The following is a 17,115-nucleotide window of genomic DNA, read 5'->3' on the forward strand; positions in this document are numbered from 1 at the left end:
TCCTCTGGGCTGCGTCCGGCTATTTCGTCATCGCCGTTTACAAATTAGTATGCGGGCACACCTCTGGGAAGAGACACGGTGTCTTTTGTCCCGCAGAGCCGCGGAAAGGGAGAGCCCGATGTCAGCAGCCGAGGGTCCGCTCGTCGTCGGTGTGGACACGTCCACCCAGTCCACGAAGGCACTGGTCGTCGACGCTGCCACCGGGCAGGTCGTGGCGAGTGGCCAGGCGCCGCACACGGTGTCCGCGGGGGCGGGCCGGGAGAGCGATCCGCGCCAGTGGTGGGACGCCCTGTGCGCGGCGTTGCGCCAGTGCGGTGACGCGGCGTACGAGGCGGCGGCGGTGTCGGTCGGCGGCCAGCAGCACGGCCTGGTCACCCTGGACGAGCGCGGCGAGCCGGTGCGCCCGGCGCTGCTGTGGAACGACGTCCGGTCGGCCCCGCAGGCCCGCCGCCTGGTGGCGGAGCTGGGCGGTGCCAAGGCCTGGGCGGAGCGCACCGGCAGCGTGCCCGGGGCGTCGTTCACGGTCACGAAGTGGGCCTGGCTGGCCGAACACGAGCCGGAGGCGGTCCGTGCGACCAGGGCGGTGCGTCTCCCCCACGACTACCTCACGGAGCGCCTGACCGGGCAGGGCACCACCGACCGCGGCGACGCCTCCGGCACCGGCTGGTGGGCTGCGGGGACGGAGACGTACGACGAGGAGATCCTCGCGCACGTCGGGCTGGACCCGGCGGTGCTCCCCCGGGTGGTGCGTCCGGGAGAGCTGGCCGGCACCGTGCGTGACAGCCACGACCTGCCGTTCTCCAAGGGCACGCTGGTGGCGCCCGGCACCGGCGACAACGCGGCGGCGGCGCTGGGGCTCGGGCTGCGGCCCGGCACCCCGGTGCTCAGTCTCGGTACGTCCGGCACGGTGTACGCCGTCTCCGAGCGCCGTCCGACCGATCCCACCGGCACGGTGGCGGGCTTCGCCGACGCGCGTGGGGACTGGCTGCCCCTGGCCTGCACGCTGAACTGCACGCTCGCCGTGGACCGCGTAGCGGCTCTGCTGGGCCTCGACCGGGAGGCGGTGCAACCGGGCGGCTCGGTGACCCTGCTGCCGTACCTGGACGGTGAGCGCACCCCGAACCTGCCGAACGCCTCCGGTCTGCTGCACGGGCTGCGGCACGACACGACGGCGGGCCAGTTGCTCCAGGCCGCCTACGACGGCGCGGTGCACGCGCTGCTCGGGGCCCTGGAGCTGGTGCTCGACGAGGACGCCGACCGCGACACCCCGCTGCTGCTGATCGGCGGCGGCGCGCGGGGCACGGCCTGGCAGCAGACCGTACGCCGCCTGTCGGGGCGCCCGGTACAGGTGCCGCAAGCCGGCGAACTGGTCGCCCTGGGCGCGGCGGCACAGGCGGCCGGTCTGCTGACCGGCGAGGATCCGGCGGCGGTGGCCAGGCGCTGGCACACGGCAGCGGGCCCGGTACTGGAGGCCGTGGAGCGGGACGAGGAGACGCTGGAGAGGATCACCGGGGTACTCTCCGACGCGGCCCCGCTGCTGGAGCGCGGGGCCAAAACCCAGCCGCACGTGAAGAGCCCGGCGGCGGACGACGAGGATTGACGCAGGCATGACCGCACCGCCGCACGAGGGCCGCCCGCCGGGCGACGGCCGCGCCCTGCCCGACACCCAGCGGGGCATGCGGCGGCGCAATCTGGCACGGGTGATGCACGCCGTCAGCGCCGGGGGTCCGCTGTCCCGGGCCGCGGTCGCCTCGCGGATCGGCCTGACGCGCGCGGCCGTGTCGACGCTCGTGGACGAGCTGATCCGCTGGGAGCTGCTGGAGGAACTGGGCCCGGAGCGGCCGGGCCGGGTGGGCAGGCCGGGGTCGGCTCTCGCGGTGAGCGGCCGCGGGCCTGCGGGCATCGGTGCGGAGATCGGCGTCGACCACCTCGCGGTGTACGTGGTCGACCTGCGCGGAGCGCTGCGCGCGCGTGCCGTGCGGCGCGGCCCCAACCGGGGCCGGGCGCCCGAGCCTGTGATCGAGGAGCTGACGGCGCTGATACGCCGGGTTCTGGCGCAGGCCGAGCGGGAGTACCTCTGGCCCGCCGGGCTCGCGGTCGCCGTTCCCGGACTGGTGGCCCGGGACGGCAGAACCGTCGTCCGTGCCCCGAACCTCGACTGGCACGACACGGACCTCGGCGCCCTGCTGCCCGGCACATGGCCGCTGACCGTGGACAACGAGGCCAACTTCGGGGCTCTGGCGGAGCTGTGGCTCGGGGACGGCACCCCACGCCACTTCGTGCATGTGTCGGCCGAGATCGGCATCGGTGGCGCGGTCGTCGTGGACGGGGGCCTGCTGCGCGGCACCCGGGGGTTCGCGGGCGAGCTGGGCCACGTACCGGTGTGGCCGGACGGCCCCGCCTGCCCCTGCGGCGGCCGCGGCTGCCTCGAGCAGTACGCGGGCGAGGAGGCGGTTTCGCGCGCGGCGGGACTGGAACCTCGCGAGGACCTGGTGGGTCTGCTCGGGGAGCGTGCCGGGGAGGGGGACGAGAACGTGCGGGCGGCCCTGCGGGACGCCGGTACGGCGCTCGGCATCGCCCTCACCGGGGCGGTGAACCTGCTCGACCCCGAGGCGGTGGTCCTGGGCGGCGCGCTGGCCGGACTCGCGCCCTGGCTGCTGCCCTCGCTGGAGGCGGAGTTGAGCGGCCGCACGGCCGGCCCGGCCTGCCCGGTGGCGGTGTCCCGGCTGGGCCCGGAGGGTCCACTGCTCGGCGCGGCGCACTCGGTCGTCCGCTCCGTGCTGGACGACCCCGCGATGGTGGCCGAACGACCCTGACCGTCTCCCTCGGGATCGCGGCGCGGACACTGCGGCCGGGCGAGGGGCTCCGGCACGGACGGCGTAGCGGACGCTTCGGTTGAGTGCGCTCCGCATCGGCTCGAGGGCACCGCTGCGCGGGTCCGGCGGTTGGCAGGTCCGCCAGCGCACAGGGGCGCCGGTGCGCAGGTGCGCCGGTACACAGTCCGAAGGTGCGCAGTCCGAAGGTGCGCAGGTCCACCGGTGCCGCGAGCCCTCCCCGGTATGGGGCGGTACCGGCCCGCGGTACGAGGCGGGACCCGTCCGCGGTACGAGGCGGGACCCGTCCGCGGTACGAGGCGGGACCCGTCCGCGGTACGAGGCGGGAGCCGTCCGCGGTACGAGGCGGGACCTGCCGCGCCGTACCCGCCTCGCGTCTCACGCACAGCACCGCGTCCTTCGCACAGCCCCCGGACGGGGGCGGATTCAGCCGAACGGGTGGCCGAGTTGTCCACAGGAGGCGACTCGTCCACCGAACCGCGGTGTGCCCTTCTGCCCAACCGGGCCGCGCCTTACCGTGATTCACGTGAGGGCAGCCGACGGACCGTCAGGGACGGCCGGTTCCCCCGCGGATCGGATCGGCCGACGCTCCCGCGCATCGACCGGCCGGCGCCCTCGCGTAGCGAGGAGAACCACACGCCGGGAGTGACGAGCCGACATGGACGGGGGGCACATGCACGGGGAACCGACGAAGGGCCTCGCCCCCGCCACCACCGCCGGAGCGGGTGTGGGTGCGGCACCCGCATGTGCGCGGCTCGACCGGATGCAGAGGTTGGTGCGGCACCACGGGGCCGACGAGCCGCACGGCACCGGCAGCCGGTGCGAGCACCGCGCTGCCGGCCCCCGCGCCGTACCCGCCCGCGGCATCCCGGCGCCTGCCTGTCCAGCCCCGACGGTCCGGCGCCGTGCCGCCGGCCACGGCCCCCGACTCCTGAAAGGCCCCCACGATGGACATGGACCGCACGAAGCCGCGCCTCAGCAGACGCCGGCTCCTGAAGGGCGCGGCGCTGGCCGCCGTTCCCTGGGCGCTGCTCCCCGACCCGAAGGCCGGTGCGCAGACCGCGACCGTCGACTACCCGCCCGCCGAGTGGCAGCCGGCGAGCACCTCCAACTACACCTCGTCCGACCGCCCGTCCCAGTACACCGTCGATCGGGTGATCATCCACGTCACCCAGGAGACGTACGGCGACACGCTGGCGATCTTCCGGAACCCCGACAAGAGAGTGTCCGCGCACTACCTGGTCCGCTCGGCGGACGGACACATCGCGCAGTGCGTCCACGAGACGGACGTCGCCTGGCACGCGGGCAACTGGGACTTCAACACCCACAGCATCGGCATCGAGCACGAGGGGTGGGTGGACCGGCCCGCCTACTTCACCGACGCCCTCTACGAGCAGTCGGCGAAGCTCACGGCGGCCGTCTGCGCCAAGTACGGCATCCCGAAGGACAGAGAGCACATCCTGGGCCACTACCAGGTGCCGGGCACCGATCACAGCGACCCGGGGCCGGAGTGGGACTGGGTCCGCTACATCCGCCTGGTCAACTTCGCCTAGCGGGCCGCCGGGCCCGCACGGCATCGAAGAGGGCGCCGCCGGCCTGAGGGGAACCCCCGTCGGAACGGTTGTCCGCACGAACACTGCGAGTGACGATGGTCCCAGCCGCATCATCATCCATTCACCGTCCGGGGAGGCCGAGTTGACGGATCCGTGGGTGGCCCTGGAACCGGGGGCCGACCCCGCCGAGCGCGTTCGAGTGCTGCGCCGGGCACACGAGACGTTCACCACGGCGGGCAGCGTGCCGCGCCCGGTGCGGTCGGTGGTGGCGGACTCCTGGCGGCGCAGCGCGCGGGCCGGTGTCGGGCCGGACGGCGCCGCGAACGTGGAGCTGACCGACGGCGACCTCGGCGCCTACCGGGCCGAGCATCCACTGGCCCGGGTGATGCCGCTGTTCCGGGAACTGCTGGGCACGTTCGCCGCCGACGGCGAGCATCTGCTGGCGGTGTGCGACGCGCACGGCAGACTGCTGTGGGTGGAGGGGCATCCGGCGACCCGCCGACGGGCGGACGGGATGAACTTCGTGCCGGGCGCACGCTGGTCGGAGTCGGCCGTCGGCACCAACGCGCCGGGCACCGCGGTCACCGTGGACCGGCCGGTGCAGGTGTTCGCCGCGGAGCACTTCATACGCCGGGTGCAGCCGTGGACGTGCGCGGCCGCGCCCGTGCACGACCCGCGTACCGGCCGGGTGCTGGGCGCCGTGGACATCACCGGCGGGGACGGGCTGGCGCATCCGCACAGTCTCGGCTTCGTCAAGGCGGTGGCGCGGGCCGCCGAGGCACAGCTCGCCCTGTTGGTTCCACCGGGCCGCGCCGGGGACCGCCCGCTGCTGACCGCGCTGGGCCGTGACGAGGCCCAACTGGTCTGGCGCGGCGAGCGGATCAGACTCAGCCGACGGCACAGCGAGCTCCTGGTGCTGCTCTCCCGGCACCCGGAGGGACTGACCGGCGACGAGCTGCTGTGCGCGCTGTACGCGGACGAGTCGGTGACCCCGGTGACGCTGCGGGCCGAACTGGCGCGGATGCGCCGCCTGCTGGGGCCGGGTTCGCTCGCCTCGCGGCCGTACCGGCTCACGGCGGCGGTCGACTCGGACGTCACCGTGGTCGAGCGGCGGCTGCGGACGGGTGCGCTCACGGCGGCGGCGGAGGCGTACACCGGCCCGCTGCTGCCCGGTTCGCAGGCACCGGCGATCGTACGGCTGCGGGAGCGGATCGCCGGCGGACTGCGCACGGCGCTGATCGCGCACGGGGACCCGGACCTGCTGGCGGACTGGGTGCACACGGCGTGGGGCGAGGACGACGTCGAGGTGTGGCGGGCACTGGCCGGGCGGCGGCCCACCGCTCCGGTGCGGGCCAGGCTCGCGGCGCTGGAGGAGGAGTTGGCGGTACCGGTCCGCCGGAGCGGGGCGCGGGCCGGCGGCGCAACGTACTTGCAACGTCCGCCGCTCTAGCCTCGCGCCGAGAGCTGCCCGACGGCGGGCAGCGCTGCACCGGGAGGCAGACCAGCATGACTCGTTACGCGGCGCCGGGCACCGAGGGCGCGATCGTCTCCTATGAGGCGCGCTACGACCACTTCATCGGCGGCGAGTATGTGCCGCCGGTGCGCGGGCAGTACTTCGAGAACCCGTCTCCGGTCAACGGGCAGCCGTTCACCGAGGTCGCGCGCGGCACGGCCGAGGACGTGGAGCGGGCGCTGGACGCGGCGCACGCGGCCGCGCCGGCGTGGGGGCGTACGTCGGTGGCGGAGCGTTCCGACGTGCTGTTGAAGATCGCCGACCGCATGGAGTCACACCTGGAGTCGCTGGCGGTCGCCGAGAGCTGGGAGAACGGGAAGCCGGTGCGGGAGACGCTGGCGGCCGACATTCCGCTCGCGATCGACCACTTCCGGTACTTCGCGGGGGCGATCCGGTCGCAGGAGGGATCGCTGGGCGAGATCGACGACGACACGGTGGCGTACCACTTCCACGAGCCGCTCGGCGTCGTCGCGCAGATCATCCCGTGGAACTTCCCGATCCTGATGGCGACGTGGAAGCTGGCGCCGGCGCTCGCGGCGGGCAACGCGGTCATCCTCAAGCCCGCCGAGCAGACCCCGGTCTCCATCCACTACTGGGTGAGCCTGATCGCGGACCTGCTGCCGCCCGGGGTGCTGAACATCGTCAACGGGTTCGGGGTGGAGGCGGGCAAGCCGCTGGCGTCGAGTCCTCGGGTGGCGAAGGTGGCCTTCACGGGGGAGACCACGACCGGGCGGCTGATCATGCAGTACGCCTCGGAGAACATCAAGCCGGTCACCCTGGAGCTGGGCGGCAAGTCGCCGAACATCTTCTTCGACGACGTGTGGGCGCACGACGACGATTTCCGCGACAAGGCGCTCGAGGGCTTCACGATGTTCGCGCTCAACCAGGGCGAGGTGTGCACCTGTCCGTCCCGGGCGCTGATCCAGCGGGGCCACTACCGGGAGTTCCTCGAGGCGGCGGTCGCGCGTACCCGGCGGATCAAGCCGGGGCACCCCCTCGACACCGACACGATGATCGGCGCCCAGACGTCCAACGACCAGCTGGAGAAGATCCTCTCCTACCTGGACATCGGGCGCCAGGAAGGCGCGAAGGTCCTCACGGGCGGGGAACGTATCGAGCACGAGGGGGAGTTGAAGGGCGGCTACTACGTCCAGCCGACCATCTTCGAGGGCGACAACCGGATGCGGATCTTCCAGGAGGAGATCTTCGGCCCGGTCGTCTCGGTGGCGTCCTTCGACGACTTCGACGACGCCATCAAGATCGCCAACGACACGCTGTACGGCCTCGGGGCGGGCGTGTGGACCCGGGACGCCAACACCGCCTACCGCGCGGGCCGCGCGATCCAGGCGGGCCGGGTGTGGACCAACTGCTACCACGCCTACCCCGCGCACGCGGCGTTCGGCGGCTACAAGCAGTCCGGAATCGGTCGCGAGACGCACAAGATGATGCTGGAGCACTATCAGCAGACGAAGAACCTTCTGGTGTCATACTCACCGAAGAAGCTGGGCTTCTTCTAGAAGGACGAGAAAAGGCGCCTGAGCTGGGCCTTTGCCCGCCAGGTGCCTTCTCCTCGGCCGGCCCGGAGCAAGGACCGACTTACGTCACAACTCCCAGTTCCTCCCACCGCTGCCCCGCTCCTGACCAGTACTTCCGGACCAGTCACGGACCAGACCCCGGTTCAGCCCCCGGTACGTCACCTTGACTGACGCGCTGCCACTCGTTCATGGACTGCTCGATGAGACGGTTCGCCTGCTGTCGAAGGCCGTCAAGGAACTTGGCGTAGTGGCGAAAGAGAACCTCGATGCTCTGGCCGGCGCGGCGGGCGCACTCGGCCGGGTCCACTCCGGAGTAGAGCCAGAACGAGATCCCGGCGTGACGGAGATCGTAAGGCCGCTTGGCCGGGCGAGACGTGCGCTCAGTACGGGTCAGGGCGTATTCCCGGGCCCGCCCCCCATGTGATGCCGTAGGCGGCAGCGTCCACGTAGTTGCCAGCCTGGTTCCGGAAGCTCGGCATCGCTGAGTCTCGGGGCGATCCCGACCGCCGGCCGCCACTGCGCGAGATGCGGCGATGCCTTCAGCAGGTCGTCGGTTCTGACGTACAGTGCGCTCGCCAGGGAGTCCAACTCCGTCTCCACACGCTGACGTTGGACTCCCTTCTTGCGTTCGCGCAGCCGACCCCTTGGAATCGATCACCTAGAATGGGCAGTCGCTGATGGACAGGGGGCGGCATGGCCGTAGGCAGCGGTTTGCGTCTGGTCGTTGTGGGTGAGATCGATGTCGACCAGGAGGAACTCGACTCGCTGACGGCGCAGTTGAGAAGGCGGCTGCTCGAAATAGACGTGGACGACGTACGTACGGTCCCGTCTGGTGACGCGCTTCCCGATGGGGCCAAGGCGGGCGAGCTGATCGCGGTCGGCGCACTCGCCGTGAGCCTCGCGCCCGCCGTGCTCCGGCCCGCGCTGCGGCTGGTAGAGACGTGGATGAAGAACCGACCGGTGAAGTCGGTGAAGTTGGAGATGGACGGCCGTGTCATCGAGTTGGGGCATGTGTCGGCGGAACAGCAGCAGCAGTTGATCGAGGCGTTCCTGGCGCCAGGCCCCGTGCCCGACTCGGCGACCGACGGCACCGGACAGTCGGCCGGCGCCCAGGAATAGACCGGCATGACGGACTACTCCCTCGGCCCGGGCCGCAGGAACGCCCTCCTCATCGCCACCGGAACGTACGACGACACAACACTCAGCACCCTGCGCTCACCCAGCCAGGACTGCGAGGGTCTCGCTGGCGTACTCACCGACCCCGCCATCGGCGCCTTCTGCGCCGAGCAGCTCAAGGATGGCCAAGCGCATGAGGTGATGCGCGCGCTGGAGCGGTTCTTCATGAACCGCAGCCGCGACGACCTCCTCCTGCTGCATGTGTCGTGCCACGGCATCAAGGACGACGACGGCCACCTGTACTTCGCCGCGCGCGACACGGACCGCGACCTGCCCGCCTCCACGGCGATCCCGGCCGCCTTCCTGCGCGACCGCATGGAACGCTGCCGGGCCCGCACCATCGTCGTCCTGCTCGACTGCTGCTACAGCGGGGCGTTCCTGCCCGGCGCGAAGGGCGACGACCAGATCCACGTACGCGAGGAACTCGGCGGCCAGGGCCGCATCGTCCTCACCGCGACCAACCGCACCGAGTACGCCTGGGAGGGCGACCATGTCGAGTCCAACGTCCCCCAGCCGTCCCGCTTCACCGGCGCCCTGATCAAGGGCCTGGCCACGGGCGCGGCGGACCAGAACGGTGACGGCCGGATCACGGTCACCGAGCTGTATGAGTACGTGTGCGAGACCCTCTACGACGCCGGGGTCCGCCAGCGGCCGCGGATGTGGGTGGATCTGGAGTATCAGGTGACGATCGCGCGGGCGGTGAGGGCGGCAAGGACACCATCGTCCGCGTCCGAGGCTCCGCCGCCGGCCATGGAGCGCGAGCGGCAACGCCTGGCCGCCGAGGAGGCGCGCGAGCGGCGGCTCCAGCAGGCACTGGAGAGCGAGCGACGGCGGCAGGAGGAGTGGGATCGGCAGGAAGGCGAGCGGCATCGGCAGGAAGGCGAGCGGCAGCTCAGGGTGCGGCAGGAGCTGGAACGGTTGCGGCAGCGCGAGACGGACTGACGGGCTGCTGACTGAACGAGGAGACGTATCAGTGGGTGCGGCCGGTGGGCTGTGTACCACCACCAGACGAAGAATCTACTGGTGTCGTACTCGCCGAAGAAGCTGGGCTTCTTCTAGACGCCTGCGAAAAGGCGCCTGACCTGGGGGCGCCTTTTCGCGCAACCCGCTCTCGACCGAGCCCGGCTTGCGCGCTAACTCCCCATTCCTCCCACGAGCGCACCCCTCTTGACCAGCGCTTCCGGACCAGTCACGGACCAAACCCCCGGTTCGGCCCTTGGGTACGTCACCTTGGCTGACGCGCTACCACTCGTTCATGGACTGCTCGTGGAGACGGTTCGCCTGCTCTCGAAGGCCGTGCGGCGAGGGACGTTACGCGCCGCCTCGGGCCCGGCATCCCGCGCAGCGCGCGAAAGGCGGGAGCGACCGCCCGGCAGCGCGGGATCGAGGCCGCGGTGCGGTGGCAGCGGGAGACCGGCCAAAACACGCTGAACGTGCCGGCGGCCTACCGGACACCAGGGCCCGGGGAACGTGACGTCCTCAAGCCCTCCCCCACGTGGTGGCGGCCTACTGGTGGCAGGGCGGCCAGCACAGCACGACGACGGTGCCGCCGTCGCTGGCCGGTCAGGGGGACGGCGAGTGGGATGCCGGTGGCATCGATGATCAGGTGGTGTTTGCAGCCCGTCCTGCCCCGGTCAACGGGGCTTCGTCCGGTCTTGGAGCCCCCTTTGACGCTCGGATATGTGAGCCGTCGACCGCCGCCCGGGAGAAGTTCAGGGCGTTCGCGCCGCGGAGCTTGGCCAGGAGCACCACGTGCAGTCGGCGCCATACCCCGGCCTCGGTCCACTCGGCGAGGCGGCGCCAGCAGGTTGGGGCGGGGGGCAGGACCTGGCGGTGCGGACCCTGAGAGAGGGCGGCGCTACTTCACCGCGCCGGTGCGGAACGGGTGACCGCCGTCGTCGATCCGTAGCGTGCCCGAGCGGGGGCCCTGGGTCCATCTCAGTTCCAGGTACCAGCGCACCTCGCTCTTCGACGTGTGCGCGGTGACGTCCAGCAGCAGGGGGGTCCCGGCGGACGCCTCGTACGGGAAGCCGCGCCTCGGGCTCACGGCCCGGGGCTCGGGGGCGTCCAGGTCCACGGCGAAGGGGTTCGGCGCGTCTGTGCCTTGGCAGTCCGCGTAGGTGACTTCGGCGGGCGGGGCTTCGGCAGACAGTACCCGGACGTCCATGGCGGTCATGGTCACGGGGCCCTCTGCCGTGCTTCGCACCTTTAGTCGGAACGTCGTGGGACGGGTCCGAGTGCCGTCCGTCCGGGGGCAGCCGTCCTGGGGCGGGACGACGGACGCCGAGAGGGGAACGTTCCCTCCGGCCGCCCTGGCCGCACCGGCCTCCTTGGTCGACGGGTCGGGCACCATGATGGCCGGGACCGTCCGGTCCGGTACCGACTCGGCGCGGAACCGGTCGATGGCCAGCGCTCCGGAGCTGCTGAGGGCGACCACGGTGGCCCCCAGCAGGACGTAGCGCGAGACGAGTTGGCGGGCTCGAGGCGTCGAGCCCGCGACAGTCGGCGGACTCTGGACGACCGGTACCGGCGCGGGCACCGGCACCTCCGCATCCTCCGATGGGCTCGCCCCCCTCCGGCGCCGTGCCTCGTCCGCCACCGCCCATCGCCGGTGCAGCTCCAGCAACTCCTCGGGGTCCGCCCGGCAGATCCGGCCGAAGCGTTCGACCGGGGCGAACTCGGCCGGCACCGAGTCACCGGTGCAATAGCGGTGCAGCGTCGACGTACTCAGGTGCAGCCGGCCCGCGAGAGCGCCGTAGCTGAGGCCCGCGCGCTCCTTCAGCGAGCGCAGCATCTCGCCCAGCCCGGCCGCCGTATCGGCGTCCCTCATCGTTCCCACCCCACCCACACGTCCCACCCCGTGTCCCATGCAGCCGCATCCCGCCTGGTCAGGGGATGCGGAACGTCCCAGCGTCCCGAAACGGCCGTCCGGGCTGGCCCGGGACGGACGTCCCGGGCAGGCTGCGATCACCAACCGGCGAGCCCGACAAGGGGATCATCACACATCTCGCCGGACGATTCGCGCGCGCACGCGTGGCCCCCCAGTCGACCGACCGATCCTCCCCAGGATGGAAATGATCACCGTCATAGGCCAGACCCGCTCGTCCCCAAGATGCCTGATGCGCCGGCCGGCGACGGTGGCGAGGAGCACCGTGCTCGGTGCGCTCCTCGCCTTGCTGCTGTCCGTCTCCGGCGTCTTCCTCTCCGCCACCCCCGCCCGGGCGAACGACTACTACAGCAGCATCACCGAAGCCTCCGCGGCCAACGTCGACTGGATGTCACGCGTCCCGGACGGGACCAACCTCGCCTGGCTCTCGGTGCCCGGCACCCATGACAGCCTCGCGCTCTGCGGGGACACACCCGACCCGGACACGGACCAGTGCTCGGGCATCGCCACCAGCATCACCCAGACGCAGGAGAACCACGGCTTCAGCGCGAAGACCCTGACCACCCAGTTCGACGCCGGCCTCCGGGCGCTCGACATCCGGGTCCGGGTCGACAAGGGGGACGAGGGACTGAAGTTCACCGTCCACCACGGCGCCGCCTATCAGTACGCCAACTTCACCGACGTGCTGAAGGCCACCCAGGACTTCCTGAGTGACCACCCCGGCGAAACCGTCCTGATGAACCTGAAGGCGGAGTGCACCGGCTCCACCTTCTCCTGCAAGGACGCCGACGGGTTCGGGACCGACGAGTGGCGCAAGAAGGTCTTCGACTCCTACCTGGACGGCCGTTCGTACACCGGGGACGGTGACGAGAGCACCCCGTCGACCGCCTGGCGCGACCTGTTCTGGGGCCCCTCGGTCACCGGCACGAGCCAGTCGAGCCGCGTCCCGACGCTCGGCGAGGTACGCGGCAAGGTAGTGCTCCTCGGCTACCGGAACACCGGCGGCGGCATCCTCGACGGCTACGGGCTCGAGCAGCCCTATCCGGCCGGCGGCTCCAACGAGGAGTACGTGCAGGACGACTTCGAGCTGTCCACCATCAGCGACATCGACGACAAGTGGGAGAAGGTCCGCGCGCACCTGCGCCGGACCAACGGCACCTGGGACGGCACCCGGCCCGGTGAGAAGGAACACGAGTACAAGCAGGACGCGCTGTATGTGAACTACACCAGCGGCTCGGGAACCGGTGTCCACCCCTACACGGTGGCGGGCGGCACCCCGACGGCGACCGGTGTGAACAACTTCCTCATCCAGTGTCTGCGTGGCGAGAAGGACCGGTGCCCGGAGTTCTACCCCGGACGCGACGACCGGTTCGGCGGGCGGTCCGACCTGGACCGTGTGGGCGTCATGATGATGGACTTCCCCGGCGGGAAGCTCATCGACGAGATCATCGCCCGCAACTCCGTGACCCACACCGACATCCGTGACGTCATGGTGGTCGGTGACTCCATCAGCCACGGGTACGAGGGCGACCACACCTGGCGCTACCGGCTGTGGGACTGGGCCCGGAGCGAGAAGTGGCCGGTCACCTTCGTCGGACCGTACCAGGGCACCGTGCAGCAAGCCGACGCGCAGCCGCCGCGGCCGCCGGTGCTGGGCGAGAGCGGCGGCGGCGGAGAGGCCACGGAGCCTGATCCGGGCGACCCGCGCGTCCAGGGCGAGTACGCCGGGGACGTGAATGCCGGGTTCTCCGCCGGCGGCTCGGCTCACTACGCCCTGTGGGGCCGTTCACTGGCCCGGACCGTGCCGACCATCGAGCCGGTGATGCAGGAGCTGAAGGCCAAGGGCCGCACGCCCGACCTGCTCCTGGTCGAGCTGGGCTTCAACGACATCGGCTGGTACGGGGCGGGTGCCGATCTGGTCGGCACCATGAAGAAGTTCGTGGACAACGCGCGGGCGGCCAACCCGGACGTACGGATCGTCCTGGCCAACGTTCCCCAGCGGACCACGCTGGGCGACGCCAACCCCAACCTCCCCCAGCGCATCAGCGACTACAACGCGGCCCTCGCCAAGGCGGCCCCCGACTGGAGCACCAGCGCCTCGCCGGTGGAGCTGGCCGACCTGGACAAGGCCATGGGCTGCGACCCGACGGCGACGACCTGCGCCACCACCTACGACGGGCTGCACCCCAACGCACTCGGCGAGTACCGCATCGCCCAGGCGTTCGGCACCGTTCTGCACAGCGAGTTCGGCATCGGCGCCTCCGCGCCCGACGTACCGGACAGCGCACCCGGCCGGTCGCTCGCCACGCCGTCCGGCATGAAGTTCGACGGCACCCAGCAGGGCGTCACCGCCACCTGGGACAAAGTCTTCGGCGCGCACACCTACGACGTTCAGTGGCGTGACGTCACCACCGACTCGAACGCGGACTGGCAGGACGTAGTGCCCGGCGTGAGCGCCCCGCGCTACGACATGTCCTGGCAGTTCACCGACCAGCCCTACGACGGCCACACCTACGAGGTGCGGGCCCGCGCGGTCGCCGGTGACGGCGCGGCCAACCGTTCCTCGTGGTCCTCGGCGGTCCGGGGCAAGGCGGCGCCGACGACGGCGGGGCGGCCGCCGGGGCTCACCGCGACGGCCGGCGCCGGCTCGATCGACGTGGGCTGGTCGGCGCCGACCGACTCGCACAGCGGCTCGATCGTCCGGTACGCGGTGTGGGTGTACGACAAGAGCACCCCGTTGAACTACTCCCGGATCATCGGCTACCCGGCCTCCGCCCGCTCCGCCAGGATCACGGGGGTCACGGCGGGACACGAGTACGTGATCCTGGTCTGCGCCTGGAACGCATCGGGTGAGGGGAAACCGAGCATGAGCGACACGGTCGTCCCGGGCTAGCGACCGGGTGCGCCGCATGTGCCGGGCGCTCCGCTCAGGGACACGTTCCGAGTGGGGCGCTCGGCCGCTCGCCGTTCTTCGCGGAAGGCGCCACAGCCGGGTGCGCCCCGGGCGACGCAGGTCGCCGACCGCTGGCATTCGTGGCACAACCTCGGGGAGGCCGCTGAGCGGGCTGTTGCCCGCCACCGCCGGTGCCTTCGCGTCCTGGTCCCCGATCGCGAGGCGAGGGCTTGCCGAACAGGCGCCGCCCGAGGAGAAGGCGGACTCTCCATGGCGGAGCGAGCGGTTCGACAACCGCGTCCGAGCCAGGCACGCCACGGTCCACGCGCTGCTGGAAGCCGGCCACAGCCGCCGTTCCATCGGGCGCCAGGCCGGCCACAGCCGCCGTTCCATCGGGCGCCAGTCGAACATGACCCACCGCGCCGTCAAGAGCCTCGCGGACGCAACTGAACTTGAACCTCCCTGGTGAGCGTGATCGTGTGTGGTTCGTCCTTTGGTGAAGGGACTGCGACACCGGGAGCCTGAGCGCGGCGGCCGGCGTCTGCAGGCCCCCCACCGGAAGCCGTGTGCCGGAGCAGCGGGTCTCGTACCGGTGCGCGGAGCCCTGTGGCCGCGGGGCGCGCGCCTCCGCGAGCCGGGCGGTGAACCCGTTCGGGTGCGGCCATCCAGATCCGGCGGCCGGGCAGTCGGAATCGCTCCACTAATCACCCGATATGACTAACGGCGAAAATCGCGGCCCTTGTCTCCATTGGCCCCTCCCCCATTCGGAGTTGCAGCCGTACGAGGGACATGAGTCCTTGGAGTGGTGTCCCACCGGTCTCATTCAGGAGGAACCATGGGCAGCATCCACACCGGCCGACCGGCCGACAAGCTGAGCGTCGTGTTCGCGGTCCGCGTCGTCGAGGACGGCGAAGAGGGATTCCTGAACCTGTACGAGCACCTCCGCAAGTCGGTCTCCGGCACCCCCGGCCACATCATCGAACGGCTCGGGAAACCGGCCGACGACTCCCGTCAGTGGGTCATCACCAGCGAGTGGCGGTCGGCCGAGGACTTCTTCGCCTGGCAGCAGAGCGAGGAGCACCAGGAGCTGGTGGCGCCGCTGCGCGAGTTCGTCGACCAGAGGCAGTCGCTGCGGTTCCACGTGATCAAGGAGACCAAGGGGGTGTCCTCATGACGCGCGCCATCCACGGCCCCGTCGCCGTACTCGGTCTGGGCGCGATGGGCGCCGGCCTGGCCGGTCGCCTCCTCGACCAGGGGATGCAGGTCCGGGTCTGGAACCGTACCGCGGAGCGGACCGCGCCGCTGGCCGAGGCGGGGGCCTACGCCGCCGCCCATCCCGCCGACGCCGTCGCGGGCACGAGTGTCGCCATCTGCGTCGTAGCGGACGGCGAGGCCCTCGGCGCCGTGCTGCACGGACCTGATGGCGTGCTGGCCACGGGCCCCTACCCGGGGGTCCTCATCTGCGCGAGCACCGTCGGCCCGGAAGAGGTCGTCCAGGTCGCCGGGGACGTCCCCGCGGTCCTCGACGTCGGCATGCTCGGCAACCGGGACCACGCCCGCGACGGGGAGCTGCAGCTGTTCGTCGGCGGCGCGGAACGGGCGTTCCACACCGCGCGCCCGCTGCTGGAGACGCTGGCCAAGGACGTCGTCCACCTGGGCGTACTCGGGTCCGGCATGCGGATGAAACTGCTCCTCAACCTGCTGATGGGCATAGAGGTGCAGGCCATGGCCGAGGCCACCGAGCTGGCGGGCGCCTGCGGGCTCGACCGGCAGCTGGTTCTCAAGACCATCGCGGGCAGCGGTTTCGCCTCGCCGGTCATGGCGTTCAAGTCACGGCGTATGGCCTCCGGCCGCTTCGAGGAGCCGGACTTCCGGCTGCGGCTGATGGCGAAGGACCTGATGCTCGCCTCGAAGCAGGCAGCGGCAGTCGGGCTGAGTCTGCCGCTGGCGACCGCCGCGGTGGAGACCCTCGTCCGCGCCACCGAGCAGGGACTGGGCGACCAGGACTGCGCCGCGGTCATCCGCGCGCTGGCACCGGAATCGGGAACCGACAGGTGATCATCGACATCCACGGGCACCTGTCCCCACCGGAAGCGGCCGAACGCTTCCCCATGCCCCCGAGCCTGACGGACGTCGACGGCATGCTCGCCGCTCGCGCCGAGGCGGGGATCGACCTGACCGTCATCGGCAGCCCCGTCGGGGCCGGCGCGATGGCGCGAGTGCCGGGCGTCGACAACTACGCCCAGCCACGCGACCGGCTGCGCAGCTTCCACGCCTGGATGTCGGGCCTGATCCGCACGTTCCCGGACCAGTTGCGCGGTTACGTGTACGCCAACCCGTTCGGGGACGACGATCACCTCGAAGGGGTGCGCGAGACCCTCGCGGACCCCGCCTTCGTCGGCCTGATCACCACGTCCAGCGTCCACGGGGAGCTGCTCGGCTCGCCACGCGCCGACTCCTTCTTCGCGCTGGCCGCGGAGGCGGGGGTGCCGGTCCTGGTGCACGCCCCGGCCGAACCGGTCGGCACGGAACGGGTCGGCGAGGTCGGCTTCGTCGAGCAGATCGGCCGCTTCGGTGACGTCACCGCGGGCATGGCGATGATCGCCTTCGCGGGGTGGCTGGACAAGTACCCGGGTCTGCGACTGATCGGCGCGACCGGCGGCCGTCACCTTCTTGAAGTTGCCCTGGACCCACGCGCTGATCTGGGAGGACGTGCCCCTGCCG

At 71.6% G+C, this 17,115-nt stretch carries 12 protein-coding genes and 2 pseudogenes; 11 read left to right on the forward strand and 3 right to left on the reverse strand.

Annotated features, from left to right (window positions below):
• Window positions 1–118: 118 nt before the first annotated feature.
• The 5 genes from xylB to adh all read left to right on the forward strand — a co-directional run bounded on the left by xylB (window position 119) and on the right by adh (window position 7,417).
• On the forward strand, window positions 119–1,600 hold the full coding sequence (gene xylB / locus ABVB68_RS34305; RefSeq protein ID WP_353605113.1) for a xylulokinase: 1,482 nt from the start codon (window positions 119–121) through the stop codon (window positions 1,598–1,600).
• A 7-nt stretch (window positions 1,601–1,607) separates the two neighbouring features.
• Window positions 1,608–2,816: an ROK family protein gene (locus ABVB68_RS34310; protein ID WP_353605114.1), complete on the forward strand. Its 1,209-nt coding sequence runs from the start codon at window positions 1,608–1,610 to the stop codon at window positions 2,814–2,816.
• Between the two features lie 971 nt (window positions 2,817–3,787).
• Entirely contained in the window at window positions 3,788–4,387 is a 600-nt protein-coding gene (locus ABVB68_RS34315) for an N-acetylmuramoyl-L-alanine amidase (RefSeq protein WP_353605115.1), read from the forward strand.
• Between the two features lie 142 nt (window positions 4,388–4,529).
• Window positions 4,530–5,837 (forward strand): GAF domain-containing protein, encoded by a 1,308-nt coding sequence (locus tag ABVB68_RS34320; protein ID WP_353605116.1) that lies wholly within the window; start codon window positions 4,530–4,532, stop codon window positions 5,835–5,837.
• 56 nt (window positions 5,838–5,893) lie between these two features.
• Window positions 5,894–7,417, forward strand: coding sequence for an aldehyde dehydrogenase (gene adh / locus ABVB68_RS34325; protein ID WP_353605117.1), 1,524 nt, complete (start codon window positions 5,894–5,896; stop codon window positions 7,415–7,417).
• Between the two features lie 486 nt (window positions 7,418–7,903).
• Here the strand turns inward: adh and ABVB68_RS34330 are convergent.
• A pseudogene (locus tag ABVB68_RS34330) lies at window positions 7,904–8,035 on the reverse strand (IS982 family transposase); the annotation flags it as partial.
• 93 nt (window positions 8,036–8,128) lie between these two features.
• Here ABVB68_RS34330 and ABVB68_RS34335 point away from each other — a divergent pair.
• Both ABVB68_RS34335 and ABVB68_RS34340 read left to right on the forward strand, forming a co-directional pair.
• Entirely contained in the window at window positions 8,129–8,554 is a 426-nt protein-coding gene (locus ABVB68_RS34335; protein WP_353605118.1) for a hypothetical protein, read from the forward strand.
• A 6-nt stretch (window positions 8,555–8,560) separates the two neighbouring features.
• On the forward strand, window positions 8,561–9,553 hold the full coding sequence (locus ABVB68_RS34340) for a caspase family protein (RefSeq protein ID WP_353605119.1): 993 nt from the start codon (window positions 8,561–8,563) through the stop codon (window positions 9,551–9,553).
• A 649-nt stretch (window positions 9,554–10,202) separates the two neighbouring features.
• On the opposite strand, the pseudogene ABVB68_RS34345 reads toward ABVB68_RS34340, so the two are convergent.
• A pseudogene (locus ABVB68_RS34345) lies at window positions 10,203–10,423 on the reverse strand (IS5/IS1182 family transposase); the annotation flags it as partial.
• Between the two features lie 46 nt (window positions 10,424–10,469).
• Window positions 10,470–11,441, reverse strand: a complete 972-nt coding sequence (locus ABVB68_RS34350; RefSeq protein WP_353605120.1) for a helix-turn-helix domain-containing protein — start codon at window positions 11,439–11,441, stop codon at window positions 10,470–10,472.
• A 238-nt stretch (window positions 11,442–11,679) separates the two neighbouring features.
• Between ABVB68_RS34350 and ABVB68_RS34355 the strand changes: the two genes are divergently transcribed.
• The 4 genes from ABVB68_RS34355 to ABVB68_RS34370 form a co-directional block, all read left to right on the forward strand.
• On the forward strand, window positions 11,680–14,391 hold the full coding sequence (locus ABVB68_RS34355; RefSeq protein WP_353605121.1) for a phosphatidylinositol-specific phospholipase C domain-containing protein: 2,712 nt from the start codon (window positions 11,680–11,682) through the stop codon (window positions 14,389–14,391).
• Window positions 14,392–15,226: 835 nt separating this feature from the next.
• The gene (locus ABVB68_RS34360; protein ID WP_353605122.1) at window positions 15,227–15,565 is read left to right on the forward strand and encodes an antibiotic biosynthesis monooxygenase family protein; all 339 of its coding nucleotides are present in this window, start codon (window positions 15,227–15,229) and stop codon (window positions 15,563–15,565) included.
• Window positions 15,562–16,449, forward strand: coding sequence for an NAD(P)-dependent oxidoreductase (locus ABVB68_RS34365; protein ID WP_353605123.1), 888 nt, complete (start codon window positions 15,562–15,564; stop codon window positions 16,447–16,449). Before ABVB68_RS34360 ends, ABVB68_RS34365 begins: the two co-directional genes overlap by 4 nt.
• Window positions 16,446–17,115: amidohydrolase family protein (locus ABVB68_RS34370; RefSeq protein ID WP_353605124.1), on the forward strand; the 670-nt coding region annotated here is incomplete at its 3' end. The genes ABVB68_RS34365 and ABVB68_RS34370, both read left to right, overlap by 4 nt.

The sequence above is a fragment of the Streptomyces sp. NPDC096012 genome, assembly GCF_040426375.1.
Taxonomy (GTDB): Bacteria; Actinomycetota; Actinomycetes; order Streptomycetales; family Streptomycetaceae; genus Streptomyces.

Excerpts from the sequence above, each read along its gene's own strand:
- ABVB68_RS34355 (WP_353605121.1), top strand. The coding sequence starts at position 11,680 with ATGGAAATGATCACCGTCATAGGCCAGACCCGCTCGTCCCCAAGATGC.
- ABVB68_RS34350 (WP_353605120.1), bottom strand. The coding sequence starts at position 11,441 with ATGAGGGACGCCGATACGGCGGCCGGGCTGGGCGAGATGCTGCGCTCG.
- ABVB68_RS34335 (WP_353605118.1), top strand. The coding sequence starts at position 8,129 with ATGGCCGTAGGCAGCGGTTTGCGTCTGGTCGTTGTGGGTGAGATCGAT.
- ABVB68_RS34360 (WP_353605122.1), top strand. The coding sequence starts at position 15,227 with ATGGGCAGCATCCACACCGGCCGACCGGCCGACAAGCTGAGCGTCGTG.
- ABVB68_RS34315 (WP_353605115.1), top strand. The coding sequence starts at position 3,788 with ATGGACCGCACGAAGCCGCGCCTCAGCAGACGCCGGCTCCTGAAGGGC.
- xylB (WP_353605113.1), top strand. The coding sequence starts at position 119 with ATGTCAGCAGCCGAGGGTCCGCTCGTCGTCGGTGTGGACACGTCCACC.
- ABVB68_RS34340 (WP_353605119.1), top strand. The coding sequence starts at position 8,561 with ATGACGGACTACTCCCTCGGCCCGGGCCGCAGGAACGCCCTCCTCATC.
- ABVB68_RS34310 (WP_353605114.1), top strand. The coding sequence starts at position 1,608 with ATGACCGCACCGCCGCACGAGGGCCGCCCGCCGGGCGACGGCCGCGCC.
- adh (WP_353605117.1), top strand. The coding sequence starts at position 5,894 with ATGACTCGTTACGCGGCGCCGGGCACCGAGGGCGCGATCGTCTCCTAT.
- ABVB68_RS34365 (WP_353605123.1), top strand. The coding sequence starts at position 15,562 with ATGACGCGCGCCATCCACGGCCCCGTCGCCGTACTCGGTCTGGGCGCG.